The sequence below is a fragment of the Methylobacterium crusticola genome, from assembly GCF_003574465.1.
GTDB lineage: Bacteria > Pseudomonadota > Alphaproteobacteria > Rhizobiales > Beijerinckiaceae > Methylobacterium > Methylobacterium crusticola.
In genome coordinates, this window is the sequence record NZ_QOWC01000036.1 from 22,842 (window position 1) to 47,876 (window position 25,035).

Genomic DNA, 25,035 nt, shown 5'->3' on the forward strand with positions numbered 1-25,035 from the left:
CGGCTCCCGGGGCGGCTTGGAGCGGGCCCGGTGCGGGCCCGCGGCCGGTCCGGAGCGGGCCCCGGGCGGGTCCCGAGCGGGCCCGGGACCGGGCCGGGCGTGGCACGGACGACACGCTCGCCAGCCGACGCGAAATACAACTAATGGTTGCTTTTTCGGAAAACTCCGTTCCCGCGGCGCCCCGGCGCGCCGACCGCTCCCGGGCCGGCCGCGGCGGGCCGCGAACGTATCGGCTAAGACTCTGGCGAAATGGGGTTTTTCTGGATTTCCCGGGACCCACTCCCGGGGCCGCCGGGCCGGCGCCGCCGGCGGCCGGGCCGGTCCCGGACCGGCCGCCCCCGCGGGGAAAAGGCGCGCCCCGGGACGCCGGACTCTTGCGCGGATGTTAGCGCGTCTTGTAGGTTCACCTCCGTCGCCAGCGCTTGGCCGTGGCGGCGATCACCAGGCAGGATCGGCTCAACTGTACGCGCGGTCGGACGGCAGACCGCTCGCGTTCGCGTGCCGATTCGCAAGGGTGATGTGTGGGGGAAATCGGAGGCGGCGATGGTGGATGCGGGCCCGAGCTGGACGAAGGAACGCGTCGAACTCCTCAAGCGGCTCTGGAGCGATGGCCGGAGCGCGAGCCAGATCGCGGCCGAGATCGGCGGCGTGTCCCGGAACGCGGTCATCGGCAAGGTGCATCGCCTCGGGCTGGCCGGCCGCGTCCTGAAGGCGAACGGCGCCGACGGCGGGGCGCCGGCCGGGCGCCGGCCGCGGCCGGAGGCCGAGGCACCCGCCCCGGCCGCCGTGGAGACCCCCACCATGCTGGCGCCGGCGCCCCCGGCCCTGGCGCTCGTCCAGGCGAAGGTCGCGGCGGCGGCGGAGATCGCCCTGCCCGGAAGCGAGCGCGTGACCATCATGGAGCTGCGCGAGTACATGTGCCGCTGGCCCATGGGCGATCCGTCCTCGCCGGAATTCCGCTATTGCGGCGACCGGTCGATCACGGGCCTGCCCTACTGCACGCACCACGCCCGCATCGCCTACCAGCCGGCGGCGGACCGCAAGCGCGACCGCCGCGTCGTCGGCTTCCGCTGACGAATCGCCCGGCGCCGGCCCCGGCGGCGCCCCGGCCTCAGCGGCCCTCCCGTTCCGGCACGCGGTCCCAGATCAGCTTGTACACCTGGGGCTTGCCGTCCCGCATCAGCGGGACGCTCTCCAGGAACAGCGTGTCGCCCTCCCGGCGGAAGAACCGGACCTGGGTCGAGCCGACGTCGTTCTGGTAGGCCGAGACCTCGACCTGGTGGATCACCCGGTCGCCCTCGACCCGGTAGGTCCCGGCGTAGGAGACGAAGCTCGCGTAGGCCTCGGCCCGGGCCTCGAGCGTCGCCTTCAGGCGGTCGCTCTCCATCGGCCTGCGGCCGCCGTAGGCGATCACCGCCGCCATCCGGCGGCCCGGCAGGTAGTGGATGAACCCGGTCGGGCGGGCCCCGTAGGCGGCCGGGTTCACCTCCCGGCCGTCGATCCACGACGAGACCGAGCGGAGCTTCCAGGTGCCCAGGAACGCGTCCTCGGGCGCCGGCGCCGCGGCCGCCGGACCGGCCGCGAGGCCCGCCGCGAGCACGCCGCCCACCATCATCGTCACGACGAAACCGTCCATCCCGTCCTCCCGCTTCCCATCCTCGTGCCCGGTCAGGCCCGCCGCGCCGCGATGCCGTTCAGGAACACGTCGAGGTAGATCTCGATCTGCTCGCGCCCGAGCGGCTTCATGCCGGACGCTCCCTCGCGGGCGTAGAGCCGCAGCAGGTAGGAGCGCGCGCCGGTGAGCAGGGCCGCCACGGTGGCGATCTCGGCGTCGCTGAAGGGCCGCAGGTCGCCCCGGTCGCGGCTGCGCATCAGGGAGCGGCGGTAGCGCTCCTGGATCATGCCGACGTAGCGGTCGAACGAATCGGGCGCGTAGAGCTCGGCCTCGTTCATCACCCGGTCGAGTTCGGGGTGGCGGGCGAGGTACTCGAAGTTGGCGGTCAGGCCGCGGCGCTCGATCTCCTCGAGCGACGGGCAGTCGCGCACCGCCGCGCTGATGGCCCGCAGCATCCCGGCGCCGATCTCGGGCAGGAGCACGTCGACGAGGGCCTGGCGGTTGGCGAAATGCAGGTAGAAGGCCCCGTGCGCGACGCCGGCCTCCGCGGTGATGCGGGCGATCGAGGCGCCGGCGTAGCCGTGCCGGCCCACCACCTTGCCGGCCGCCTCGACGATCCGCCGGCGGGTCTCCGAGTTCTTCTCGATCTGGCGCGGGGAGCTCGGCCGCTTGCGCCGCGGCGCCGGCGGCGCGCCCTCGTCCCCCCGGTCGGCCGCGCCGTCCTCAAGCATCGCCGGACCGCTCCGCGAGGCGCGCGGCGATCTGCGCGCGCAGGACGTCCTTCCTGATCTTGCCCGAGGCGGTGCGCGGAAACGCCCCGACGATCTCGAGGTGCTCGGGGACCTTCTGCCGGGCGAGCCCCAGCCGGGCGAGGTGCTCGGCCAGCGCCGGGAGCGCCGGGACGGCGCCCTCCCGCGGGATCACGTAGGCGCAGACCGTCTCGACGAGGCGGGGATGGGGCATCGCCACCACGGCGGCCTCGCGGACGGCCGGGTGCCGGTGGAGCGCGTCCTCGATCTCCTTGGCGGAGATGTTCTCGCCGCCCCGGATGATCAGGTCCTTCTTGCGCCCGGTGATCACCACGGCGCCCTCCCCCGTCAGGTAGCCGATGTCGCCCATGCGGAAGCGGCCGTCCGCCGTGAACGCGGCCCGGGTCTCGGCGGCGTCCGCGTAGCCGACGAACAGCGACGCGCCGCTCACCAGGATCTCGCCCTCGCGGCCCGGCGCCGCCGGGGCGCCCGCCTCGTCGACGACGGCGACCGCGTAGTCGACGATCCTCCCGTCCGTGTCGGCGGCGAGGTCGGCGCTGCCCGGGCCGACGAAGCCGAGCGTCACCATCGGGGCCTCGGTCGACCCGTAGACCCGGCAGGCCCGGCCCCGGGCGAAGAGGCCGTTGGCGCGCCGGACCAGCCCCGGCGACACCGCGGCGCCCCCGCACGCGAACACCTTGAGGGAGGCGAGCCGCGAGCCGGCGCGCTCGCCCGCCTCGACCAGCTCGGCGAGGAACGGCGTCGCGCCGACGGTGACGCTCGCGCCGTGGCGGTCGATCAGGGCCACCGCCTCGTCCGCCTGCCAGCGCTCCATCAGGACGGCCTCGAGGCCGTGGTAGAACGGCATCTCCAGGCCCCAGCCGTACCCGGTGATGTGCGTCACCGGCGAGGGCATCAGCACGACGTCCCCGGGCGCGATGCCCCAGTGCTCGACGCAGCACCGGAGCGAGCGCGGCATGGTCTCGTGGGTGTGGAGCACGCCCTTGGGCCGCCCGGTCGTGCCGGAGGTGTACATGACGAGCTTCACCGCCTCGGGGCGCTGGGCCGGCCAGGGCACGGGCCCGTCCTCGGCGGCGAGGTCCTCGTACGCGACGGTGCCGGCGAGGCCGCCCGTGCCCCGCAGCACGACCACGTGCGCGAGGTCCGGCAGCCCGGCGGCGAGGTCGCGCATCATCGCGCCGTAGGCGAAGCCCCGGTCGGTCTCCGGCACCAGGACCGCCCGCGCCCGGCAATCGGCCAGGATCTGCGCGACCTCGGCGTGCCGGTAGATCGGCACGATCGGGTTGACCACGAGGCCGAGGAGCGCCGCCGCGAGGTCGACGACGACCGCCTCGAGCCAGTTCGGGAGCTGGAAGCTGACGACGTCGCCGGGCCTGAGGCCGAGGCGCCAGAGCCCGGCCGCGAGGCGCTCGGCCCGGGCGAGCGCCTCGCCGTACGTCAGGGCCTCGTCGCCCGCGCGCACGCAGGTGCGGCCGGGGGCGGCCTCGGCGAGGGCCCGCGCGTCGTCCGCGATGGTGCGGCCCCGCCAGACGCCGCCGGCGCGACGGGCCGCGACCTCCTCGGGATCGAGCCGGATCGTCCACCCGCTGATGTCCCTGATCATGGCCGGTACCTCGGGAATCGGGCGGCGCGCGCGGCGCCGGGTCGCGGGAGGCGGATCACAGCGCCAGGTAGTCGGTCTCGAGCTCCGGCCTCGCGTCGTAGGCCGCCCAGTCGCCCGAGAAGACGATGACGCCGGAATCGATGAGGTAGAGGCGGTCGGTGCAGGCGCGGGCGAAGTCGACGTTCTGCTCCGTCACCAGGAGCGAGAGGGCCTCCGCCCGCCGGACCCGGGCGATCTCCCGCGCCAGGTCCTCGACGATCAGGGGTGCCAGGCCCTCGGCGGGCTCGTCGAGCAGGAGGAGCTTCGGCCGCGGCACCAGCCCGCGCCCGACCGCCACCATCTGCTGCTGCCCGCCCGAGAGGCGGGCGCCGCCGCGCGACAGGAGCGGGGCGAGGAGCGGGAACAGCGCCGCGACCTCGGCGGGCGTGCGCGGCGCGACCCCCGGCGGGCAGGCGTGGCGGGCGAGCGCCAGGTTCTCCGCCACCGTGACGTGGCCGTAGATGCGGCGGTCCTCCGGCACGAGGGAGAGACCGAGGCGCGCCCGCCGGTGGGTCGGCAGGCCCTCGATCGGCCGGCCCTCGAAGGCGACCGGGCCCGTGGCGCGGGGACCGGCCCCGAGGAGGGCCTTCAGGAGCGTCGACTTGCCGGCGCCGTTGCGCCCGAGGAGCGCCACGCCCTCGCCGGGGCCGACCGAGAGGCGGACGCCGTGCAGGACGTGGCTGTCGCCGTAGAAGGCGTCGAGCGGGCCGACCTCAAGCATGGCGGCCCCCGCGGCCGAGGTAGATCTCGCGCACGAAGGGATCCGCCCGCACGGCCTCTGGCGCGCCCGAGGCCACCACCTCGCCGTAATGGAGCACGCTGATCCGGGTCCCGAGGCCGAACACCACCTCCATGTCGTGCTCCGTGAGGAGGAGCGTCGCCCCGGTCTCGCGCACGATGCGGTCGATGAGGCGCACGGCCGCGCGGCGGTCGCCCGACGCCATGCCGGCGGTCGGCTCGTCGAGGAGGAGCAGGCGCGGGCGCAGGGACAGCATCATGGCGAGTTCGAGCCGCTTCCTGTCGCCGTGGCTGAGGATCGCGGCCGGCGCCGCGTCGCGCCCGGCGAGCCCGAGATCGGCCAGCATCGCCTCGGCCTGCGCGACGAGCGCGGGCTCGGGCGCGACCCGGAGGCTCGGGCGCGCCCGCCCCTGCGCGGCGGCGCCCGCCTCGAGCGCCACCACGACGTTCTCGGCGGGCGTCATCTCGCCGAAGATGCGGGCGACCTGGAACGAGCGGCCGATGCCGGCCCGCACCCGGCGGAAGCCCGGGAGCCCGGTGACGTCGCGTCCCTCGAACACGATGCGGCCCGCCCTCGCCGGCACCTCGCCGCAGAGCGCGCGGAACAGGGTGGTCTTCCCGGCCCCGTTCGGGCCGATGACGACGTGGCGCTCGCCGGGCGCCACCGTGAGGGCGACGTCCTTCAGGATCATGACCGGGCCGTAGCCCGCGAACAGGCCCCGGACCGAGAGGGTCGGCGGCGTCACGGCGCGCCTCCGGCGGGGGCGGGCGCCGGGGCGGCGCGGGGGGCCGGCCGGGCCCGGCCCCGGCGCGCGAGGCGCAGGGCGGAGCCCAGGATGCCGCCCGGGACGGCCAGCACCACGGCGAGGAGCAGCGCGCCGGTGATCAGGTCGGAGGCCCCCGCGAGGCTGCGGGTGGCGTACTCGACGGCGGCGTACACGACCGCGCCGACCGCCGGCCCCCAGAACACCCCGGCGCCGCCGAGGAGCGTGAACAGGATCGGCTTCGTCGACTCGCCCCAGTGGGCGAGGTCGGGGCTGACGATGGAGGTGAGCGGCGCCGCGAGCGCCCCCGCGAGGCCGGTGGCCGCCCCCGCGATCGCGAAGGCCTGGAGCCGGCGCCGGCGGACGTCGATGCCGAGGTAGGCCGCCCGCATCGCGTCGAGGCGGATCGCCCGGAAGGCGCGCCCGAGGCGCGAGCGCGTGACCCACCAGAGCGCCGCCGCGGTCGCGGCCGTCACCAGGATCACCAGGACGTAGTAGCGGTCCCCCACCGCGAGGTCGACCGACCCGAGCCCGTAGGAGAGCCGCGGCCGCGGGATGCCGGTGAGGCCGTCGTTGCGGCCAAACAGGCTCGTCTTGGCGAGCACGACGTGGACGAGCTCGCTGAACGCGAGGGTGAGCACGGCGAAGTAGACGCCCTCCGTCCGGCGCAGGGCGACGAGGCCGATCGCGACGGCGAGACCGGCGCCCGCGAGGGCGGAGGCGGCGAGCGCCGCCAGGAAGGGCACCTCGGGCAGGCGCAGCAGCAGGAGGGCCGCCGCGTAGGCGCCCGCCGCCGAGAAGGCGGCCTGCCCGAAGCTGAGGAGCCCGGCCGTCGAGAACAGGAGGTTGAAGGACAGGCCCAGCACCGCGTTGATGGCGACGAGGCCCGCCAGGAAGACGAGGCCGCGGTTGACGAGGAAGGGCAGCGCGAGGGCGAGCGCCACGAGGGCCGCGAGCGTGAGCGCGAAGGCGGGGACGGGCCGGGTCATGCGAGCCGCCCCGAGCCGAGGAGGCCCTGCGGCCGGACGAGGAGCACGAGGGCGAGGGCCACGAAGAAGAGGATGCCGGGCATGCTCGGCAGGAGCGCGCTGCCGAAGCTGTCGACGAGGCCGAGCAGGAGCGAGGCCAGGAAGGCGCCCCGGATCGACCCCATGCCGCCGACGATCACCACCCCGAAGGCCTGGATGATGAAGATGCCCGCGAGGTCGGGCGACAGGCTCTGGTTCGCGACGAGGAGCCCGCCCGCGAGCCCGGCGAGCGCGAAGCCGAGGACCACGGTGCCCGTGTAGACGAGCCCGACATCGATGCCGAGGAGGCGCGCCATCCAGGGATCCGCCGCGATCGCCTGGATCATCCGTCCCGCCGCCGTGCGGTTGAGCAGCCATTCGAGGCCGAGATAGACGCTGAGCCCGGCCCCGATGACGAAGAGCGCGTAGTGCGGCATCACGACGTCGCCCGCGACCGTCACCGTCATGAGGCTCTCGGGGGGCGCCGCGCTGAACACGTTGAGCCCCCAGACCAGCTTGGCGACCCCGTTGCAGACGAGGAGGAGCGCGTAGGTGGCGACGAGCACGTAGGCGCCGTCGACCGCCGCGAGGCGCCGGAACACCGCCCGGTCGACCGCGAGCCCGACCACCCCCGTGGCGAGGGCCGCGAGCAGGCTCGCCCCGAGGAACGAGGCGAGGCCGCCGGTGCCGCTCCAGCGCGTCAGCGTGAAGGCCACGTAGGCGCCGAGCATGAAGACGCCGCCGTGCGAGAAGTTCAGCACGTGCAGGATGCCGAAGATCAGCGTGAGGCCGGCGGCCACCAGGAAGGTCGCCATGCCCCAGCCGAGCGCGTTGAAGAGGAGTGAGGGCCAGTCGGCGAGCATGAGACCTCCGGGGGAGCGGGGTTGCGGGGCGCGCGCCCTCGTCGCCGGGCCGGTCAGGCGGGGGCGCGCAGGCTCATCTTGCGCCCGGGCGTCGGCGGCTCGATCACGCCGGCCCCCTCGACCCGGACGTAGTCCGAGACCTTGAAGCCGCGGGCCGCGCCCGGATCGGGCTCGAGCTGGATCATCTCCAGGTCCTTGACCGCCTGGTTGTCCTCGCGGCGCATCGTGCGCGGCCCCGTGACGGTGTCCCAGGTCAGGTCCTTGAGGGCGGCGATCACCGCCGGGGTCTCGGTCGAGCGCGCCTTGGCGATGGCGGCCGCGTAGGCCGAGACCGCCGCCTGCGCCTCCCCGGCCCAGCCCATCGGCATCGCCTCGCCGGTCCTCGCCGCGTAGGCCTCCGCGAAGGCCCGGCTCAGCGCCGAGGAGTTGCCGGCGTAGTACCAGTGGCTGCCGGTCCAGTGCTTGGGCACCTGGTCCTTCAGGGCGTTGGCGACGATGAACTCGTTCGCCGCATCCATCAGGACGCGCTCCCGGAACAGGCCGTAGGGCCGGGCCTGCTGGAAGAAGGTCGCGGCGTCGCCCCCGTAGGTGGCGTTGACGATGCCCCGGGCGGGGGTGCGCACGGCCTGGGTGATGAAGTTGCGGTAGTCGCCGCTGCCGTACGGCACGATGATCGGGTCGATGATGGTCGGCGGCTTGCCGGCGACGGCGGGGTAGAACTCGAGGAGCCCGTCCACGAAGACCGCCCACACGGTGCGGCCGTACTCGTGGTCCGGGATGATGCCGGTCCAGCTCGTCACGGCGGGGAAGCGCTCCGCCATCAGGCGGGCCTGCGCCCGCATGCGGTAGGTGCCGTCGCCGATGCGGAAGACGTGCGGGTTGTAGTTCTCGTGGTTGATCTTCTCGGTCCCGGCCCCGCAGGTCAGGTTGATGCCGTTCTCCGCCTGCATCAGCGGCCCGTACGCGAGGGCGACCGTCGAGGAGATCGTGCCGAGCTGCAGGGTGATGCCGTTGCCCAGGAGCTCGCGCGCCACCGTGGTGGCGGCGGCCGGGTTCGCCTTCTCGTCCCGGACCTCGAGGACGATCGGGCGGCCGTCGACGCCGCCCGCCTTGTTGATCATCTGGGCCGCGACCTCGGCGCCGTTGCGCACGAAGGAGCCGATGAACTCCTGCAGTCCGCTCAGCGGCGTGATCACCCCGAGCCGGATCGGCTCGTTGGTCTGGCCGACGACGATGCGGGGGCGGGCCGAGAGCGCGAGGGCCGTGCCGGCGCCTCCGGCGAGCAGGGTGCGGCGCGAGATCATGATGTCCTCCCGGTCTGTTCTTGTCTCGGTCGGCGGCGCTGCCGCCGGCCCCTCGCGGGCCCGCCGTCCCGGGCGGGCCGCGGGTCACCGCCCGGCGGGGGCGCTCGCTGGCTCCGCCGCCGGGGAGCCGGCGAACTCCCCCGCGGCGCGGAAGCGATCGAGGTAGAAATCGTCGTCGCCGTAGAGGCTCTCGGCCACGACCAGCCGCCGGAACAGGTGGCTGACCCGCGACTCCTCGGTGATGCCGATGCCGCCGTGCATCTGCACGGCCTCCCGGGCGATGCGCCGGGCCGCGCGGGCGCCCACGACCTTGGCGGTCGCGACGGCGCGGCGGCGCTCGAGGGGGTCGCAGGCCTGCGCCTCCGCGGCGGCCTCGACCACGGCCCGGGCCTCCTCGAGGGCGATCGCCATGTCGACGGCCCGGTGCTGGAGCGCCTGGAACGACCCGAGGGGCCGGCCGAACTGCGTGCGCGTGCGCAGGTGCGCGAGCGTGTCCTCCAGGAGCACCGCCATGGCGCCGACGGCGTCCGCCATGGCCAGCACGGCGCCCCGGTCGAGGGCGTCCTCGACGGCCGTCCCGGCGACGGGAAGGAAGGCCCAGGGCGGCAGCCGGACCGCCTCGAAGGCGAGGTCGGCGAGGGCGCGCCCGTCGAGCGCCCGGTAGGCCGAGACGGCGAGGCCCGGCGCCGCGGCGTCGACGAGGACGAGGGCGGCGCGGTCCTCGGCGCGGGCGGTGACCAGGTAGGCGTCCGGCCGGGCGCCGCCCTCGACCGCGGCCTTGGCGCCCTCGAGGCGCCAGCCGGTCGCCTCCCGGACGAGCCGCGTCCGGACGGCGTCGCGGGAGTAGCCCTGGTCGGGCTCGGCGTGCGCGAGCGTGACGATCCGGCTGCCCGCCACGACGTCGGCGAGGAGGGCGGCGGCGGCGCCGCTCCGCCCCGCCGCCTGCGCGAGGAGCGGCGCGGCGACGCCCGCCACCGCGGCGACCGGCTCGGGCAGGTTCGCGGCCCCGACCGTCCGCACGAGGGCGGCGAGGTCGCCGAGGGAGAGGCCGAGCCCGCCGTGCCGCTCCGGCACCGCGAGGCCGAACCAGCCGAACTCCGCCATCTCGCCCCAGGCCGCGGCGTCGAAGGCGCCGTTCGCCAGCGTGCGCCGGCGGCGCTCCTCGCCGTAGGCGCCCGCCAGCCACCGGGCGGCGCCCTCCACGAGCGCGTCGCGCAGGCCGGGATCCGCCGTCACAGCCCGAGCCCCTGCTTGGCGATGATCCCGCGCTGGATCTCGTTCGAGCCGCCGTAGATCGTCGCGGCCCGCAGGTGCAGGAACTCGCCCGCCATCCCGACCGCGTCGGCGGTCCCCTCGGGCGCGAAGGCGGCCGGATCGAAGGGCAGGCCGCGGCGCGCCATCGCCCGCACCATCAGCTCGGTGATCGCCTGCGCGATCTCGGTGCCGCGGATCTTCAGGAGATTGGCCTCGACCCCGGTCGGCACCGCGCCGGCCGTGCGCCCAAGCAGGCGCAGGCAGACCGCCTCGAGCGCCCGGATGTCGATCTCGACCTCGGCGAGGCGGCGCGCGAAGGCGTCGTGCCGGGCGAGGGGCGCCCCGCCCTCCATGACCGCCCCGGCCGCCTCGCGCAGCCGCGCCAGGAGGTGGCGCGCCCTGCCGGTCTCGGCCGAGATCAGGCGCTCCTGCACGAGGAGGAACTTGGCGTAGGCCCAGGCCCGGCCCTCCTCGCCGACGAGGTTCTCGGCGGGCACGCGGACGTCGTCGAAGAACACCTCGTTGACGTGGTGCTTGCCGTCCATGGTGGGGATCGGCCGCACGGTCACGCCGGGCGCCCGCATGTCGACGAGCAGGAACGAGACCCCGTCCTGGGGCCGCCCGCCCGCGCCGGTCCGGGCAAGGCAGAACATCCAGTCCGCCCAGTGGGCGTAGGTGGTCCAGGTCTTCTGCCCGTTCAGCACGTAGGCGTCGCCGCGGCGCACCGCCCGGGTCGTCAGGCCGGCGAGGTCCGAGCCCGCGTTCGGCTCCGAGTAGCCCTGGGCCCAGAAGTGGTCGGCCGAGAGGATCGGGGGCAGGAAGCGCGCCTTCTGGGCCTCGCTGCCGAACGTGTAGAGGACGGGCCCCACGTAGGCGACCCCCATGGGGATCAGCCAGGGCGCCCCCTCCTCCGCCAGGGCCTGCTCGAACAGCCAGCGCTGCAGCGGCCGCCAGTCCCGGCCGCCATGCGCCGCCGGCCAGTGCCCGCCCATCCAGCCGCGGGCGTGCAGGATCTTCTGCCAGCGCGCGTGGTCCTCGCGCGCGAGGGTGAGGTTGAGGGCGACCTTGCGGCGGATGTCGGCCGGCAGCGCGGCCCGGCAGAACGCCGCCACCTCGTCGCGGAACCGACGCAGATCCTCGCTCAGGACCATTTCCATCCCCGCGGCGCCCGGTCTCCCGGACGTCGGTTTTTTGATTTCTGATTCAGCAGTCAAAAATCTACAGGGCCGCCGCGCCCCGCGCAATGGCCGCCGGGCGGGAGTTTTTTTCCCGCGCGGCGGATGGCGGGGCCGGGCCCGCGCGCACGGCCGGCCCGCCGGATGCATGGCGCGCCCGGCCCGATGCCGCCGGGCGCGCGGCGCGGCGTGGAACCGGATCGGCCCACGGGCCCTGATGCGACGGGAGGTACGGCGATGGCGGAACCCTGGGCGGTCGGGCTGCTGTTCTCGCGCACGGGCGTGACCGGCTACGTGGAGGAGACGCAGCTCAAGGCCTCGCTGCTCGCCATCGACGAGATCAACGGGGCGGGCGGCGTGCGCGGCCGCCCGATCCAGCCCGTGATCCGGGATCCGGGCTCCGAGCCCGACGGCTTCCGGCGCGAGGCCGACCACCTCCTGTGCGAGGCCGGGGTCACGGTGGTCTTCGGCTGCTGCACCTCGCGCTGCCGCAAGGCGGTGCTGCCGCTCGTCGAGCGGGCCAACGCCCTCCTGTTCTACTCCGCGATCTACGAGGGCTTCGAGTACTCGCCGAACGTGATCTACACGGGCGCCTCCCCGAACCAGAGCGCGATCCAGCTCGCGCGCTACCTGACCCGGCACCACGGGCGCCGCTTCGTCTTCGTCGGGTCCGACTACGTGTTCCCGCGGGAATCGAACCGGGTCATGCGCGAGCTCGTCGAGGCGGCGGGCGGCACGGTGCTGGACGAGACCTACCTCGACATCCACACCGGCCCGGAGCCCTTCGAGGGCGTCGGGCGGCGCGCGCGGCGCCTCGGGGCCGAGGTGATCTTCTCGACCGTCGTCGGCGCCTCGACCGCCTACCTGTACGATGCCTGCGCCCGGCTCGCCCCCGGCCCGGGCCGGCCCGTGATCGCGAGCCTCACCACCAGCGAGGCCGAGACCGGCCTGATGCAGCCGGGCTCGGCCGCCGGCCACGTCACGGCCTGCCCGTACTTCGAATCGGTCGCGACCCCGCAGAACGCCGCCTTCGTGGCGGCCTACCGGGCGCGCTACGGGCCGGCGTCGCGCACCAACATGACGGCCGAGGCCGCCTACTTCCAGATGCACCTCTTCGCCGCCGGCCTGGCGGAGGCAGGCTCCCTGCGGCCCGAGGCCCTGACGGCGGTCCTTCTCGGCACCGGACTTGCTGCGCCCCAGGGCGATGTCCTCATCGACCCGGACAACAACCACACCTACCTGCGCCCCCGCATCGGGCGGGCCCGTCCCGACGGCGGCTTCGACGTCGTCGAGGAGGCTCCCGGCCTCGTCAAGCCCGATCCCTACCTGATCAGCTACGGCTACGCCTGATGCGCGCGCCCGCCCGAGGAGCGACCCCATGACCGATCAGCCCCTGCTGCGCTCGCTGCGCGACACGCGCGTCCTCGCGGTGCATCCCGCCGACCAGGACGGCGAGGAGCTGGTGCGCCACCTGCGCCGGATCGGCTGCCAGGTCTCCCAGGCCTGGCCCCCGCCCGCCCGGATCCCGGGCGGGACCGAGGTCGTGTTCCACCTGATCGACCGCGCCCGCCCGCCCTTCCTCGACGCGGCGGCGCCCGGGCCCTTCGCGGTCGTCGGCATCATCGAGTACGAGGACCCGGCGGTGCTGCGCCAGCTCATCACCGTCAACGCCCGCGGCGTCGTGGTGAAGCCGGTCCGTCCCTTCGGCATCCTCGGCACCCTCGTGACCGCGCGGGCCGCCCAGCGCTACGAGGCGCAGCTCGTCCAGAAGGCCGAGAAGCTCAACGAGAACCTGCGGGTGCGCCGCGAGCTGGAGAAATCGGTGCGGATCCTGATGGACGAGCAGGGCCTCGGCGAGGCGGAGGCCTACGAGCTGATCCGCCGCCAGGCCATGGACCAGCGCCAGCCGCTCGCCACCATCGCGTCCTCGATCGTGTTCGCCCACGGCGCCCTGCGGCGGAGCCGGCCCTCCCCGCCGTCGTGAGGCAGGACCGGCGCTTCCGGGGAGGTCCGCCGCGCCGCTGGACCGGCTGCGGCGCGGCGGGGGCCGGCGGCCCCCGGGATCGCGTCGTCCTCGCGCTCACCGCGGCGGCGCTGCTCGTCCTCGTCGGGCGCCGGCAGAGGCGGTTGCAACGCCCCGCCGGGCAGCCCCGAGGACAGGCCGGCGGACCCTGCTCCGGCGGGTCGGCGCCGTCGCGGCGGCCGCGCGGCCGAAACCGGTCGCGGGGCGGGCCGCCGGACCCGGGATGGCGGTGCGGACCGCCCCGCTCCTGGAACCCGGCCCGCCGCAGCAAGTTGAGGAAGGACGTCGTTTGGCCCGCCCGGCAGCCGCCGCGGCAGGCACCCTCCCGTGAACGTTCGCGGCGTAGTGCAGCCTCCGAACAGGTGGCGGCAACACGGCCGCCCGACTCGCGGTTGGACTGGAAAAAACCTGTGACAGGCCCGGTATTACCGTGGATGATCACACCCGCTCGGAGCCGCGCCTCCTCGGTCAGGAGTGCACACGACAGGCGGTCACAGGACCGTCCGGAGGTCGCCCATGTCGCTTCTCATCCTGCTGATCGTCCTGATCCTCCTGTTCGGTGGCGGCGGCATGTTCTACGGTGGGGGCGCTTACCGGAACCAGGGCTTCGGCCTGGGCGGCATCCTCATCATCATCCTGATCGTGCTGCTGCTCACCGGGCGGCTCGGACAGTTCTGAGCGATCCCGAACCCGGATCCGGGCCCGCCGCCCGCGGGAGCGCCCGCCGCGGCGGGCCGTCCCGTGCACAGAGGCGTGACCGGGCAGGTCGGTCCCGGGCGCCAGGCCCTTGCGCGCGAGCAGTCCGGCCCGCGCGCCGTCGCGGCACGGCGCCTCGCCGCCGCTATGCCGGCGAGCGCGCCTTCTCCCGTCCCTCGAGCGCTATCCCTTCGTGTAGCCGCACTTGTTCGACATCGGCGTGTTCCAGCATCCGCTCGACATGCATTGAGGCAGGGCGTCGGCGCACTTGCTCGTGCAGCCCGTCTGCCTCTTGAATTGCTTGGTACAGAAGGCCATGCATTGCTCGTTTCTTTGCGAGCAGCTCATTGCCGCGTGCGCGGGCAGTGATGGTCCGATGAGGGCGCAGCCGACGATGGCGCCGATGACAACAAACCGCATGATCTCGCCTCCTCGCAGTCATGATGGTGGGCTCATGACTGTCGGGCATTAGGAGTCGATCGGCCGAGATTGGCAATGTCAAATACAAGTTGCACAAAGGTGGCGCGCCAGACCTGCCGCGCACCGCGCCCGCGTCGGCCCGACCCGACACCCGGATGCCTTCCAGGCGCCACGGGACCGGCTCGCGGGTGTTATGGTGGACTGCTTATGGACTGATGCACGACCGTGTGTACAATCCGCCGCGCCGACAGGGTAGGTCGATGCCTCGCTTCTACTTTGATCTTCGCGAAGGAACGCAGTTCACCGCCGATGAGGAGGGGCTGGACTACCCCGATCTCGACGCGGCCGAGCGTGAAGCCATGCTGGTGGCCGCCGAGATCGCCAAGGATCAGCTCCCGCGGGGGAGGGTCCGCGAGATCGCGGTCGACCTTCGCGACCAGCACGGCCTGCGGCTCCTGACGGCCACCGTCTCGCTGCGGATCGAGCCGGCGCATTCCCGACGGACCGCCCGGCCGCGGCTGAATCCGGCGACGCGGCCCGGGTCGCGGTAGGGGCCGGCGGGGCGCGTCGGCGCGCGGGAGGCCGCCGGATGCAGTCGGGATCCCGCCCCCGATGCGGGGCGCGGGACCGAGGGGGTCAGAATGCCTGGGGCGCGCACAGGCCCGCGGAGGGACCCAGGACGATGTCGCCCTGCCTCGGATTGTTGACCGTGAAGGGCGCCGTGCTCTGCATCCCCAGCGACCCGGGCCCGAATTCCGGCCTCAGCAACTGGTCGCCGACCTTGATGTAGCATCGATCGATGACGGCCTGGTACGACAGCTGAGCCTGGGCTGCATACGAGCCCGTCCGGCCCTCGTAGCCGAACTGCCCGAGCGGGGCGCACGAGACGCCGAGGTCGAACGTGCCCGGACGCGTCAGGCGGATCGGCATCGACCGGCCGGGCGGCAGCACGAAGGCCGGCCCGCCATCCTGGCTGCCGACCAGCGTCAGCGCCGATCGATTGTAGATGCGGCGCGTGCACCCGGCCTCCGCCGCCCCCGCGTGAGCCACCAACGCCAGCAGGCCGGCGGCCATGCACAGCCTGCTGCGATTGCGCGCGACGACGCTCATGTCAGGTACCCCTTCGCCCTCAGGTGCTCGGTGAGAGCCTCTCTGGCGATCTCCGAGCGTGGCCGGCTCTCGGCGGTTGCAAGCCGATCCATCGCGGCGATCACCTCGCGCGGCAGGCGCACGGCGAAATGCGGGGCCGTGCCCGTGGCCGGGCGACCTCGCCTGTTTCGTGCGACGGGACTCGGCATCCGCATAATATCCGTTGTACGGAAATTGCGGGCCGAGGGGAAGCGGGAAAGGGAAGCGGCCCCGGCGGACGCGGACCCGCGCGGTCGGGAACGACCCGGGCTCGTCCTCAGGCGAGGCCGATCTCGAACTCCATTCCGCGACCGGGACCCTGGTCGGCATAGTCGATGAGGGCGTAGCCGCGCTCCGCCAGGGCGGCGTCGAGACTGTCGCGGTGCTTGCGGAACACCTGACCGATCGCCAGGGGCGTGAGCCGCGGGTTCATGCGCCGCAACGGCTCGACCCCGATGGTGATCGGTGCGCTGTCCCGATCGGCGATGCGGATGAGCGCGGATGCGAGGTCGGCGGCCTTTGTCTCCGAGGCCGATTTCACCTTGAATGCCATTCCGTTCTCCTCGATCGCGCGGGACCGCTCCGGCGCGCCCCGTCGCGACCTCCTCGACCCCCGGGCTGCGCCCGGCGCGTCCAGCCGCCCGGCCCGGGGCGGGGCCACGTGTTCGTGATCCGTTCTAGCACGGCGGGGGTCCGCCGCCACGCGCGATCGCCGCGGCGGGCTGGCGGCAGATCGTAGCGGCCCGACGCGCGCCGCCGCGACGGCGGTCCGCGCGGCCGAGGCCCGCGCCACGGGCCGGGTCGGGGGCCGGCCGGACGATTCCCCGCACCGCATCGGCTCCCTCGCGGGGACCTGGAGCCCGGCCCGGGACGTTGGTGCGCCAGGACCGGCCGACGACCCCCGCGAGACCCGGTCGGGAGACCCCATGAGCAATGTTTTCCAGGCCACCCATCCGCAATTCGCCGTCCGCGGCGAGCAGGGCGGCTGGACCGTCTACGACATGGAGACGGGGGAGCCCGCCCGCGTCAACGGCAGGCTCCAGACCGGGCTCTCCCTGGAGACGGCGGAGAGCCTGGCCGACGCCCTGAGCGAGCTGGACGACGAGGCGTAGGGGCCCCAAGGCCCGCCCCCCGGCCGCGAGGCTTCAGGGGCGTCCCGGGCCGCGTCCCGCCGCGGCCGGGCGGCCCGTTCCGTGCGCGGGCGGCGCGGACCATCGAACCAATCCCCTCCCGGGGCGTTCTTAGCTGCCGATGAGGAGACCACGCGACATGAAGGCGCTTTGTGCGATGGCGGCCGTAGCTCTGAGCCTGGCGGGCGCGACGGCCCCCGCCTCGGCTCAACCGCGCGGTGGCCCGGATTACGATTACGGCGAGCGCGGCCCCGGCTACGGCGAGCGGGGGCCCGGATACGGCGAGCGCGGGCCCGGTTACGGCGACCGGGGCCCAGGATACGGCGAGCGCGACCCCGGGTACAGGGAGCGCGGCTCCGGGTCCCGCGGGCGCGAGGCGGGGTTCGACGAGCGCGAGTACCTGCGCTGCAATCCCGACGTGCGCCGCGCGGTCGACCGCGGCCAGATGGAATCCGGCTTCGTGCATTACCGCACGTTCGGCCGCCGCGAGGGTCGACGGCTCAACTGCTGAGCGGCCCCCGGCGGGGTCCCGGACGCTCCGCCGCGACCCGGTCCGGCGCGAGGGCCAATGAGCGCGGCGGCGCGACACCCGGGGCACCGGGGGGGGGCCGGCCGCGTCGGCCGTCCGCTCAGCTCAGCTCCGCAGGCCGGGCGCCTCCTGGCCGGTCCGCGCCACGTATTCCGTGTAGCCGCCGCCGTACTGGTGGATGCCCTCGGGGGTGAGTTCGAGCACGCGGTTCGACAGGGCGGCGAGGAAGCGCCGGTCGTGCGACACGAACAGCATCGTGCCCTCGTACTGCGACAGGGCCAGGATCAGCATCTCCTTCGTGCCCATGTCGAGGTGGTTCGTCGGTTCGTCCAGGACGAGGAAGTTCGGCGGATCGAAGAGCATCTTCGCCATCACCAGCCGGGCCTTCTCGCCCCCCGAGAGCACGCGGCACCGCTTCTCGACGTCGTCGCCGGAGAAGCCGAAGCAGCCCGCCAGGGCGCGCAGCGAGCCCTGCCCGGCCTGCGGGAAGGCGTCCTCCAGGGACTGGAAGATCGTCCGCTCGCCGTCGAGCAGGTCCATGGCGTGCTGGGCGAAGTAGCCGAGCTTCACGCTCCCGCCGAGCGCCACCGTGCCGTCGTCCGGCTGGGTCGCGCCCGTCACCAGCTTCAGGAGCGTGGACTTGCCGGCGCCGTTGATGCCCATCACGCACCAGCGCTCCTTGCGGCGCACCATGAAGTCGAGCCCGCCGTAGATGGTCCGGCTGCCGTAGCGCTTGTGCACGTTGCGCAGGCTCACGACGTCGTCGCCGGAGCGGGGCGCCGGCTGGAACTCGAAGGCCACCGACTGGCGCCGCCGCGGCGGCTCCACGCGCTCGATCTTGTCGAGCTTCTTCACCCGGCTCTGGACCTGGGCCGCGTGCGAGGCACGTGCCTTGAAGCGCTCGATGAACTTGATCTCCTTGGCGAGCATCGCCTGCTGGCGCTCGAACTGCGCCTGCTGCTGGGCCTCGTTCAGCGCCCGCTGCTGCTCGTAGAAGGCGTAGTCGCCCGAGAAGGTCGTCAGCGTGCCGCCGTCGATCTCGACGATTCTGCCGACGATCCGGTTCATGAACTCGCGGTCGTGCGAGGTCATCAGCAGCGCGCCCTCGTACCCTTTCAGGAAGGCCTCGAGCCAGATCAGGCTCTCGAGGTCGAGGTGGTTGCTCGGCTCGTCGAGCAGCATGGCGTCCGGGCTCATCAGGAGGATGCGGGCGAGCGCGACCCGCATCTTCCAGCCGCCCGAGAGGGCGCCGACATCCGCCTCCATCATCTCCTGGTCGAAGCCGAGGCCGGCCAGGACCTCCTGCGTCCGGCCCTCGAGCGCGTAGCCGCCGAGTTCCTCGAAGCGGGTCTGCACCTCGCCGTAGCGCCCGACGAGGGCGTCGAGCGCGTGCGCCTGCTCCGGATCCGCGAGGGCGTTCTCCAGCGCCCGCAGCTCGGCCGCCACCGCGCTCACGGCCCCGGCGCCGTCCATGACCTCGGCGACGACGCTGCGGCCGGACATCTCGCCCACGTCCTGGCTGAAGTAGCCGATGGACGTGCCCCGATCGACCGCGACCTGGCCCTCGTCGGGCGGCTCCTCGCCGGTGATCATCCGGAACAGCGTCGTCTTGCCGGCGCCGTTCGGCCCCACGAGCCCGACCTTCTCCCCTCTCTGGAGGGCGGCGGACGCCTCGATGAAGAGGATCTGCTTGCCGTTCTGCTTGCTGATTTTGTCGAGGCGTATCATGCGTCCGCGCGAGCCCGGGAGGTGTCCGCGCCCATACGCCATCGCGCGCGCGAGCGGAAGGCGCCGCGGGTCGGACCGGCGCAGGCGGGGGCCTCCCCCGGGGCGCGGGCCGGAGCGCTCATCCCGGGGGCGCCCGAGGCCGTCGGCGTCAGAAGGCCGGGCGGGACATCGCGAGCGCCGGAGCGGCGAGCGACGCGGCGGCCGCGAGGAGCAGCATCCAGGGCAGCGCGCGCGGCCGGTAGGAGAGCGCCGCGATCAGGACGAGCCCGGCCCCGACGAGGGAGCCGAGCCACTGGACCGGACCGAAGCTCCCGCCCTCGAGCCGGATCGCCGCCGCGAGCGAGAGGCCGATCAGGCTCCATCCGGCGGCCCGCAGGGCGAGAACCCGCGCGGGGCGCGGGCTGGACCGCAGGACGGCGCCGTGATGCCGGGCGAGGCTGAGGCAGAGCGCGCCGAGCCCGAGGAAGCTCAGGCCGAGGTTCAGCAGGAGCGCACCGGCATTCATGCGCGGCCGAGCCGGGCATCCGCCCCCTCCCCGCGCGGCCCCGGGGCGGCGTGGAGCGCGGGCTCGGGCGCGGCCGGCGGCGCCCCGGGGGCCGGCCGGCCCGCCGCGTCCCGGCGGGCCCGGCGCGGCGCCTCGTAGCGGGCGACCTTGCGGGCGATGATCGCGAGGCAGGCCGCGAGGGCGATGATCGCGGCGTCGAACCCCAGGAACCAGGCGGGGTCGTCCCACGCGGCCGCGGCCGTCAGGACGTCGGCCACCGGCACGGCGAGGTAGAGAGCCGCCGCCAGCACCAGCGCCCCGCTCCAGGCCTGGCGCGGCGGCGGCAGGAACGCCGCCAGGGTGGTGGCGAGCCAGGTGCTGAAGAACGCCCACACCTCCCACTCGGCCCGGCCGGCGAGGTCGGGGGGCAGGAGCCTGTTCGCCAGGAAGTAGGCCGCGACGGCCGCCGGCAGGCCGGCGACCGTGCCGACGTTCAGGCCGTGGACCAGCCGCCAGCCCGGCCCCGGCGCCTGCCCGGATCTCGGCAGCCGCGCCACCGTCCAGAGCACGAGGCCGGTCGCCACCATGGCGGTGCCCATCAGCCCGCAGAGGAAGAACAGCACGCGCAGGGCGGCCCCGGCGAAGTGGGCCTCGTGCAGCCCCACCATCGTGGTGAAGGTCTTGGCGGCGGGCCGCAGGCCGCCCTGGCGGACCTCCACGACCGCGCCGGTCGCGCCGTCGAAGGCGACCTGCGGGTGCTCGTGCGAGAGGCCGTGCGGCTCCTCGAACACCGCCACCACCGTGGCGTTCGCGTCCCGCGGGTTGGCGACCGTCAGCCGCTCGAGCGGCCCGGGGATGGTGGCGGCCGCCTGCCGCACCATCGGGCCGACGGGCGCGAGCGTGCCGGGCCGGCCGGCGGGCGGGCGCGGCTGCGTGATCTGCCCGGTCTCGGCGAAGTAGGCCTGGGCGTCGCCCCGGTAGGCCGCCGTGACGCCCCAGGGCATGTACATCAGGGCGAGCGTCACGACGCCCGTGTAGGTGATCATCAGGTGGAAGGGCAGCGCCAGCACGCCGGTGACGTTGTGGGCATCGAGCCAGCCGCGCTGGGCCGACTTGTCCCGCCGCAGGGTGAAGAAGTCCGCGAAGATGCGCCGGTGGGTGACGACGCCGCTCACCAGCGCCACCAGCATGATCATCGCGCAGCCCCCGACGATCCAGCGGCCCCAGAGCGGCGGCAGGTTCAATTCGAAGTGGAACCGGTAGAGGAACTCGCCGCCCTTCGTCTCGCGCAGCGCCGCCGGCTCCCCGGTGCGCGGGTCGAGCACGGCCCGGCCGGGGGGCGTGCCGGGCCGCGTCCGCCAGAACAGCTCCAGCAGCGGCCGGTCGGGCTGCGGCAGGGTGATGAACCAGGTCCGCGCCCCGGCGGCGTGCGCCTGCAGGTGGGCGACCGCGAGGTCGGCCGCCCGCGCGAGGACGTCCGGGCCGAGGGAGGCCTCGCGCCGCAGTTCCGGCTGCATCCAGCGGGAGATCTCGGGCTTGTAGTAGCTCGCCGTGCCGGTGAGGAAGACCGCGAACAGGACCCAGCCGACGACGAGGCCGGACCAGGTGTGCAGCCAGGCCATGGATTGCCGGAGGCCGTTCCTCATGCCGCGGGCCCCGGCGGGATCGCGCCCGCGACGAGCCAGAGGGCGCCGCCGAGGACGAGGCCGGCCGCCCCGACGCCCACGAGGGCCCGCAGGAGCGAGCGCGCCGCGAAGACCGCCACCACCACCCCGACCATGACCGCGACGCTGAGGAGCGTCGCCGCCGTGACCGCCTCCGACCGGGGAAGCGGCAGCGTCAGCGACAGGAGCGCCGTCGCGAGGGCGGCGATCCCGTAGCCCCCGCCGGCCGCCAGGACGACGCGCCCCGCGACGGCGGCGCGCCCGAGGATGTCCGCCCGCGCGGCCCGCCGATGGCTCATGCCCCGCACCCTCACCAGCGGTAGCGCAGGGCCGCGTAGACCGTGCGCGGCAGGCCGTAGAAGCAGCTCGCGTACGAGAAGCAGCCGGTCACGTAGCGCTCGTCGAGGAGGTTCTGCGCGTTGATCTGGAGGTCGAACCCCGCGAGCTTGGGGTCGAGGTACTTGAAATCGTAGCGCGCCACGGCGTCGACCAGCACGCTCTCGGGGACCCGGAAGGTGTTGGCGGGGTCGCCCCACGACCCGCCGAGGTAGCGCACGCCGCCGCCGAGGCTGAGGCCGAGCAGCGGGCCGTCCTGAAAGCGGTAGTCGAGGAACAGCGAGGCGGTCCTGTCCGGCACCTGGACCGGGCGCAGCCCGACGATCGGCACGGACTGGCCGGTGACCTGGTTGTAGGTCGTGTTCGTGTCGCGGGTGTTGCGGATGTCGAGGAACGAGACGCCGCCGACGAGGTTCAGCCCCTCGGCGAGGTTCGCCTTGGCCTCGAACTCGACGCCCTGCACGCCGACCTCGCCGGTCTGGAGGCTGAAGGTGCTCCTCTCGGGGTCCGGCGTCAGCGAGTTGGAGCGCTTGATGTCGAAGGCCGCCGCGGTGAGCAGGATGTCGGTGCCGGGAGGCTGGTACTTGATGCCGGCCTCGTACTGGCGGCTCGAGATCGGGTCCGGGACGCGCCCCGTCGTGCCGAAGGCCGGATCGTAGATGCGCCCGCTGGTGATCGGCTCGAAGGCCTCGCTGTAGGAGACGTAGGGCGCGACGCCGGCCTCGAAGAGGTAGAGCAGGCTCGCCCGGTAGGTCATGGCGTCGGCGGGCACGTCCTGGAAGGCGACGGCGCCGGTCGCGAGCGTGCGCGTCGGACCGGTCTGGCGGGCCACGTCGTAGCGCCCGCCGAGCGTCAGGACAAGGCGGTCGAACTTGACCTGGTCCTGGAGGTAGACGCCGGTCTGCTCGGCGGTGACGCGGGCGTCCGACGTGAAGGCCGGCACCGGGATGGCCATGTCGTAGTTCGGCGCCAGCGCGTTGAGGCTGGGCGCGGCCGGGAACGGGGACGCGAGGGTCCGGGTCTGGATCGTCTGGTGGTCGACGCCGAGGAGCGCCGTGTGGGCGAAGATGCCGGTATCGAACTTGGCCTCGAAGTAGTTGTCGATGGTGTAGGCGTCGATGCCGACCTGGTTGGCGATCCGCGAGCGGCTGATCAGCGGCCCGGCCGTCAGCGTCGTCGCCGGAAACAGCGGCGTCGTGGAGCTGAACGAGGTGTAGACGCTGCGGTAGTCGCCCTCCGTGCGCAGGTAGCGCCCGGCCGAGTGGAAGCGGAAGGCGTCGTCGAAGCGGTGGTCGAAGAGGTAGGTGACGGAGGCCTGGGTGCGGTCCGACTGCTCGAAGTTGCGGTCGCCGTCGTAGAAGCCGACCGGCAGCCGCCCGACGACGCCGTTGCCGAAATTGCGCGGGAACACCGTGCCGAAGGCCGGAAAGCTGCCGTAGAAGCCGGAGAACGGGTCGCGCTGGTAGAGGCCGAGCACGGTGAGCGAGGTGTCGGCGGAGGGGCGCCAGGTGAGGCTCGGGGCGATGAAGGCGCGCTCGACCCGCGTGGTCACGGCCGGTCCGTCGCCGTTCCAGCCGAGCCCGATGACCCGGTAGGCGAACTGCTCGGTCCCCGGCACCGTGGTCTCGGAGGTGATCGGCCCGCCGACGTCGAAGCCGCCGCGCACCTCGCTGAAGCCGCCGCCCTGGACGAAGACCTCGCCGTGACGGACGAAGTGCGGGACCTTGGAGACGAGGTTGACGATGCCGCCGGGCCCGGACTGCCCGTACAGGACCGAGGCCGGCCCCTTGATGATGTCGATGCGCTCCAGCCGGTAGGGATCGACGGACGGGAAGGCGTCGCGGCTGCCGGGCAGGCGCAGGCCGTCGAGGAACAGCGGCGCGGTGAAGCCGCGGATCGAGAACTGCTCGAGGCGGGTCGCTCCGGCGCCGCCCCGCTGCTCCGTGGTGACGCCCGGCGTGTAGCGCAGCGCCTGGTTGATCGTGAGGGCGTTCTGGTCCGCGATCTGGTCGCGGCCGATGACCGAGATCGACTGCGCGGTCTCGAGGATCGGCGTGTCGGTCTTGGTGCCGACGACGCTGCGCGAGGCCACGTAGCCGGGAACCGGGCCGCGCGGCCCGCCCGGGACCGTGCCGGCGGCGTTCTCGCGCCGGCTCCCGCCCTCCACCTCGATGGTCTCGAGCGCGACCTCGGCGGCGTCCTGCGCCACCGATGGCGCGGCGGCCCCGCCGCAGCCGAGGATCAACCCCGTCATCATCGCCGAGGTGAGCCGCCCCCTCTCCGTGCGGGGGCGTTGGGCGGGGCGTCGTGAAACGGTGGGGTGCATCAAGCGACTCACTGCGAACCTGGCCTGTCGCCAGGCTTTGCGCCGGACGGCCGTGTTTCTGAACGGTGAATGGCAGCATGACGCCTGTTCGCACAAGCCCTTTGTTCTTACATTACGATAGTTAAAATCTGCCCTAGACGTTTCGGTGCCGTCGTGACCAGTCGGCAACAGATGAAATATCTTTCGTCATCTAAGTTCGTCTTTCATGCGGATCGCGCCGGCCGTGCGCGTCGGCCCGCGGGCCGAAGGGCGCGCCCGCCCGCGGGCCGAAGGGCGCGCCGCGGCGCCCCGGCGCGTCGTCCCGGCGGTCGCGGGCGGGAGCGCCCTCCGGCCTCGAGGGGGCGAGGTCGCGGGCGATGCTTCGGGGGCTCCGGCGGGGTCAGGGACGCGGTGGGGCCGGTGGGCCGCCGACGGGGGATCGGACGGCGCGCGAGGGCCGCCTTCGCGTGCCGACCGGAACCGGCGCGGCCCTACCGGTAGACCCGCACGCCGAACGCCGTGGCGAGCTCGGCCAGGAAAGGCGGCAGGTCGGGTTGCGCGTGGCGGTCGATCCGGCCGCGCGGGCCGCAGGGATACCCGCCGCAGGAGCGCGCTTGCGCGACCGCGCGCGGGCGCGCCTTCCTGGGCTTCGGGGCGGCGTCGCCGCGCCCGGTCGCGGGGGCGGGATCGAGCCGGGGCTCCTCGGCCGCCAGGTTCAGGGTCGGCACCGGCCGCGCCGCCTCCGCCGTCTGGACGGGCTTGGCGGGCCTGGCCGCCGCCTCGGCCGGCACGGGATGGCGCACCGGGTTCTCGACGCCGGCCTGGTAGGGGACGTCGCTGCGGATGACGCGCACCGGGGCGGTGGCGGCGCTGGTGCAGGCCCCGCCACCCTGCGACCACGCTGCCTGGGTGCAGGGCGGAGCCTCCGCGGCCGCGGGGCCCGGGGGGAGCAGGGCTCCGGGGGATTCGAGGGCGGGCGCCCGGCCGGCTGGCGCCGTGCCGTGCGACGGGGTCAACGCGGTGATGCCGGCGGTCGCGACGAGACCGGCCGAGACGGCGCCGAGCACCAACCACTTTCCGGGGATCCGCATCGCACCCACCCTGTCGCGTCGTTCCCCGAATCAATGCCGCAGCGCGGTGCCGGCGGCTGTGTGGAACAGCACCCCCGCGCCGGGTGCAGCGGCGAGGCGCCGGCGCGCAGGCCGGAGCGCTGCCGGGCGACGTCGACGCCGGTTCGGCGCGAGGGCGCGGGTCACGAACCCCGAGAGCGGCACCCGACGGCGATGCGATCGGGTGCCGCTCCGGCGCGCGCGGCGGCGGACCGGCCGCGGCGGCGGACCGGCCGCGACGTGCGCGCCGCGGGGGCGCGGCGGGGCGTGGGCCGGCCCCGGCGGCTTCCCGGGGCGAACCCCAGGGAGCCGCCGCGGACCGGGCGCGCCGTCAGCCGGCGATGTTCTTGT

The 25,035-nt window shown here is 74.2% G+C and carries 25 protein-coding genes; 7 read left to right on the forward strand and 18 right to left on the reverse strand.

All coding sequences use genetic code 11. From position 1 onward, the window contains the following. The first annotated feature begins 543 nt into the window (after positions 1-543). Positions 544-1,074 (forward strand): GcrA family cell cycle regulator, encoded by a 531-nt coding sequence (locus DT057_RS16155; RefSeq protein ID WP_128563128.1) that lies wholly within the window; start codon positions 544-546, stop codon positions 1,072-1,074. Positions 1,075-1,111: 37 nt separating this feature from the next. On the opposite strand, the gene DT057_RS16160 is transcribed toward DT057_RS16155, so the two are convergent. From DT057_RS16160 to DT057_RS16205, 10 genes are all read right to left on the reverse strand, one after another. Continuing rightward, a complete protein-coding gene (locus DT057_RS16160; protein WP_128563129.1) occupies positions 1,112-1,636 on the reverse strand; it encodes a lipocalin-like domain-containing protein in 525 nt (174 codons plus the stop codon). A 32-nt stretch (positions 1,637-1,668) separates the two neighbouring features. After that, positions 1,669-2,346, reverse strand: coding sequence for a TetR/AcrR family transcriptional regulator (locus DT057_RS16165; RefSeq protein ID WP_128563130.1), 678 nt, complete (start codon positions 2,344-2,346; stop codon positions 1,669-1,671). Further along, positions 2,339-3,988, reverse strand: coding sequence for an AMP-binding protein (locus tag DT057_RS16170; protein ID WP_128563131.1), 1,650 nt, complete (start codon positions 3,986-3,988; stop codon positions 2,339-2,341). Before DT057_RS16170 ends, DT057_RS16165 begins: the two co-directional genes overlap by 8 nt. Before the next feature lie 55 nt (positions 3,989-4,043). After that, on the reverse strand, positions 4,044-4,748 hold the full coding sequence (locus DT057_RS16175; RefSeq protein ID WP_128563132.1) for an ABC transporter ATP-binding protein: 705 nt from the start codon (positions 4,746-4,748) through the stop codon (positions 4,044-4,046). After that, entirely contained in the window at positions 4,741-5,511 is a 771-nt protein-coding gene (locus tag DT057_RS16180) for an ABC transporter ATP-binding protein (protein WP_238313913.1), read from the reverse strand. The genes DT057_RS16175 and DT057_RS16180 overlap by 8 nt, the downstream gene beginning before the upstream one ends. Then, complete coding sequence (locus tag DT057_RS16185) at positions 5,508-6,518, reverse strand: branched-chain amino acid ABC transporter permease (protein WP_128563133.1); 1,011 nt, start codon at positions 6,516-6,518, stop codon at positions 5,508-5,510. Before DT057_RS16185 ends, DT057_RS16180 begins: the two co-directional genes overlap by 4 nt. Further along, entirely contained in the window at positions 6,515-7,399 is an 885-nt protein-coding gene (locus tag DT057_RS16190; protein ID WP_128563134.1) for a branched-chain amino acid ABC transporter permease, read from the reverse strand. The genes DT057_RS16185 and DT057_RS16190 overlap by 4 nt, the downstream gene beginning before the upstream one ends. Positions 7,400-7,452: 53 nt before the next feature. Further along, positions 7,453-8,703 carry an ABC transporter substrate-binding protein gene (locus tag DT057_RS16195; protein ID WP_128563135.1) on the reverse strand — a complete coding sequence of 417 codons (1,251 nt, stop codon included), beginning with the start codon at positions 8,701-8,703 and terminating at the stop codon, positions 7,453-7,455. 84 nt (positions 8,704-8,787) lie between these two features. Then, the gene (locus tag DT057_RS16200) at positions 8,788-9,939 is read right to left on the reverse strand and encodes an acyl-CoA dehydrogenase family protein (protein ID WP_128563136.1); all 1,152 of its coding nucleotides are present in this window, start codon (positions 9,937-9,939) and stop codon (positions 8,788-8,790) included. Next, complete coding sequence (locus DT057_RS16205; RefSeq protein ID WP_128563137.1) at positions 9,936-11,114, reverse strand: acyl-CoA dehydrogenase family protein; 1,179 nt, start codon at positions 11,112-11,114, stop codon at positions 9,936-9,938. The genes DT057_RS16200 and DT057_RS16205 overlap by 4 nt, the downstream gene beginning before the upstream one ends. 255 nt (positions 11,115-11,369) lie before the next feature. On the opposite strand from DT057_RS16205, the gene DT057_RS16210 reads away from it, so the two are divergent. The 4 genes from DT057_RS16210 to DT057_RS16225 all read left to right on the forward strand — a co-directional run bounded on the left by DT057_RS16210 (position 11,370) and on the right by DT057_RS16225 (position 14,822). Next, positions 11,370-12,482 carry a transporter substrate-binding domain-containing protein gene (locus DT057_RS16210; RefSeq protein ID WP_128563138.1) on the forward strand — a complete coding sequence of 371 codons (1,113 nt, stop codon included), beginning with the start codon at positions 11,370-11,372 and terminating at the stop codon, positions 12,480-12,482. A gap of 28 nt (positions 12,483-12,510) precedes the next feature. Next, positions 12,511-13,116, forward strand: a complete 606-nt coding sequence (locus tag DT057_RS16215; protein WP_128563139.1) for an ANTAR domain-containing response regulator — start codon at positions 12,511-12,513, stop codon at positions 13,114-13,116. Between the two features lie 555 nt (positions 13,117-13,671). Next, a complete protein-coding gene (locus DT057_RS16220) occupies positions 13,672-13,833 on the forward strand; it encodes a DUF3309 domain-containing protein (protein WP_128563140.1) in 162 nt (53 codons plus the stop codon). Positions 13,834-14,531: 698 nt separating this feature from the next. Beyond that, complete coding sequence (locus DT057_RS16225; protein WP_128563141.1) at positions 14,532-14,822, forward strand: DUF6894 family protein; 291 nt, start codon at positions 14,532-14,534, stop codon at positions 14,820-14,822. Positions 14,823-14,907: 85 nt separating this feature from the next. On the opposite strand, the gene DT057_RS16230 is transcribed toward DT057_RS16225, so the two are convergent. Both DT057_RS16230 and DT057_RS16240 read right to left on the reverse strand, forming a co-directional pair. Further along, positions 14,908-15,381 (reverse strand): hypothetical protein, encoded by a 474-nt coding sequence (locus DT057_RS16230; RefSeq protein ID WP_238313912.1) that lies wholly within the window; start codon positions 15,379-15,381, stop codon positions 14,908-14,910. A 295-nt stretch (positions 15,382-15,676) separates the two neighbouring features. After that, on the reverse strand, positions 15,677-15,952 hold the full coding sequence (locus DT057_RS16240; protein ID WP_128563143.1) for an adenylosuccinate synthase: 276 nt from the start codon (positions 15,950-15,952) through the stop codon (positions 15,677-15,679). Between the two features lie 373 nt (positions 15,953-16,325). Between DT057_RS16240 and DT057_RS16245 the strand changes: the two genes are divergently transcribed. Continuing rightward, positions 16,326-16,511 (forward strand): hypothetical protein, encoded by a 186-nt coding sequence (locus DT057_RS16245; RefSeq protein ID WP_128563144.1) that lies wholly within the window; start codon positions 16,326-16,328, stop codon positions 16,509-16,511. Between the two features lie 157 nt (positions 16,512-16,668). Next, positions 16,669-17,040 (forward strand): hypothetical protein, encoded by a 372-nt coding sequence (locus DT057_RS16250; protein ID WP_128563145.1) that lies wholly within the window; start codon positions 16,669-16,671, stop codon positions 17,038-17,040. Positions 17,041-17,163: 123 nt separating this feature from the next. Here the strand turns inward: DT057_RS16250 and DT057_RS16255 are convergent, their stop codons facing one another. From DT057_RS16255 to DT057_RS16280, 6 genes are all read right to left on the reverse strand, one after another. Beyond that, entirely contained in the window at positions 17,164-18,786 is a 1,623-nt protein-coding gene (locus DT057_RS16255) for an ABC-F family ATP-binding cassette domain-containing protein (protein ID WP_128563146.1), read from the reverse strand. Positions 18,787-18,934: 148 nt separating this feature from the next. Further along, positions 18,935-19,291 carry a DUF3325 domain-containing protein gene (locus DT057_RS16260; RefSeq protein WP_128563147.1) on the reverse strand — a complete coding sequence of 119 codons (357 nt, stop codon included), beginning with the start codon at positions 19,289-19,291 and terminating at the stop codon, positions 18,935-18,937. Next, the gene (locus tag DT057_RS16265) at positions 19,288-20,916 is read right to left on the reverse strand and encodes a PepSY-associated TM helix domain-containing protein (RefSeq protein ID WP_128563148.1); all 1,629 of its coding nucleotides are present in this window, start codon (positions 20,914-20,916) and stop codon (positions 19,288-19,290) included. The genes DT057_RS16260 and DT057_RS16265 overlap by 4 nt, the downstream gene beginning before the upstream one ends. Continuing rightward, positions 20,913-21,233, reverse strand: coding sequence for an iron transporter (locus DT057_RS16270; RefSeq protein ID WP_128563149.1), 321 nt, complete (start codon positions 21,231-21,233; stop codon positions 20,913-20,915). The genes DT057_RS16265 and DT057_RS16270 overlap by 4 nt, the downstream gene beginning before the upstream one ends. Positions 21,234-21,244: 11 nt before the next feature. Then, positions 21,245-23,524 (reverse strand): TonB-dependent siderophore receptor, encoded by a 2,280-nt coding sequence (locus DT057_RS16275; protein WP_238313910.1) that lies wholly within the window; start codon positions 23,522-23,524, stop codon positions 21,245-21,247. A 542-nt stretch (positions 23,525-24,066) separates the two neighbouring features. Continuing rightward, positions 24,067-24,666 (reverse strand): hypothetical protein, encoded by a 600-nt coding sequence (locus tag DT057_RS16280; protein WP_128563151.1) that lies wholly within the window; start codon positions 24,664-24,666, stop codon positions 24,067-24,069. Positions 24,667-25,035: the final 369 nt, after the last annotated feature.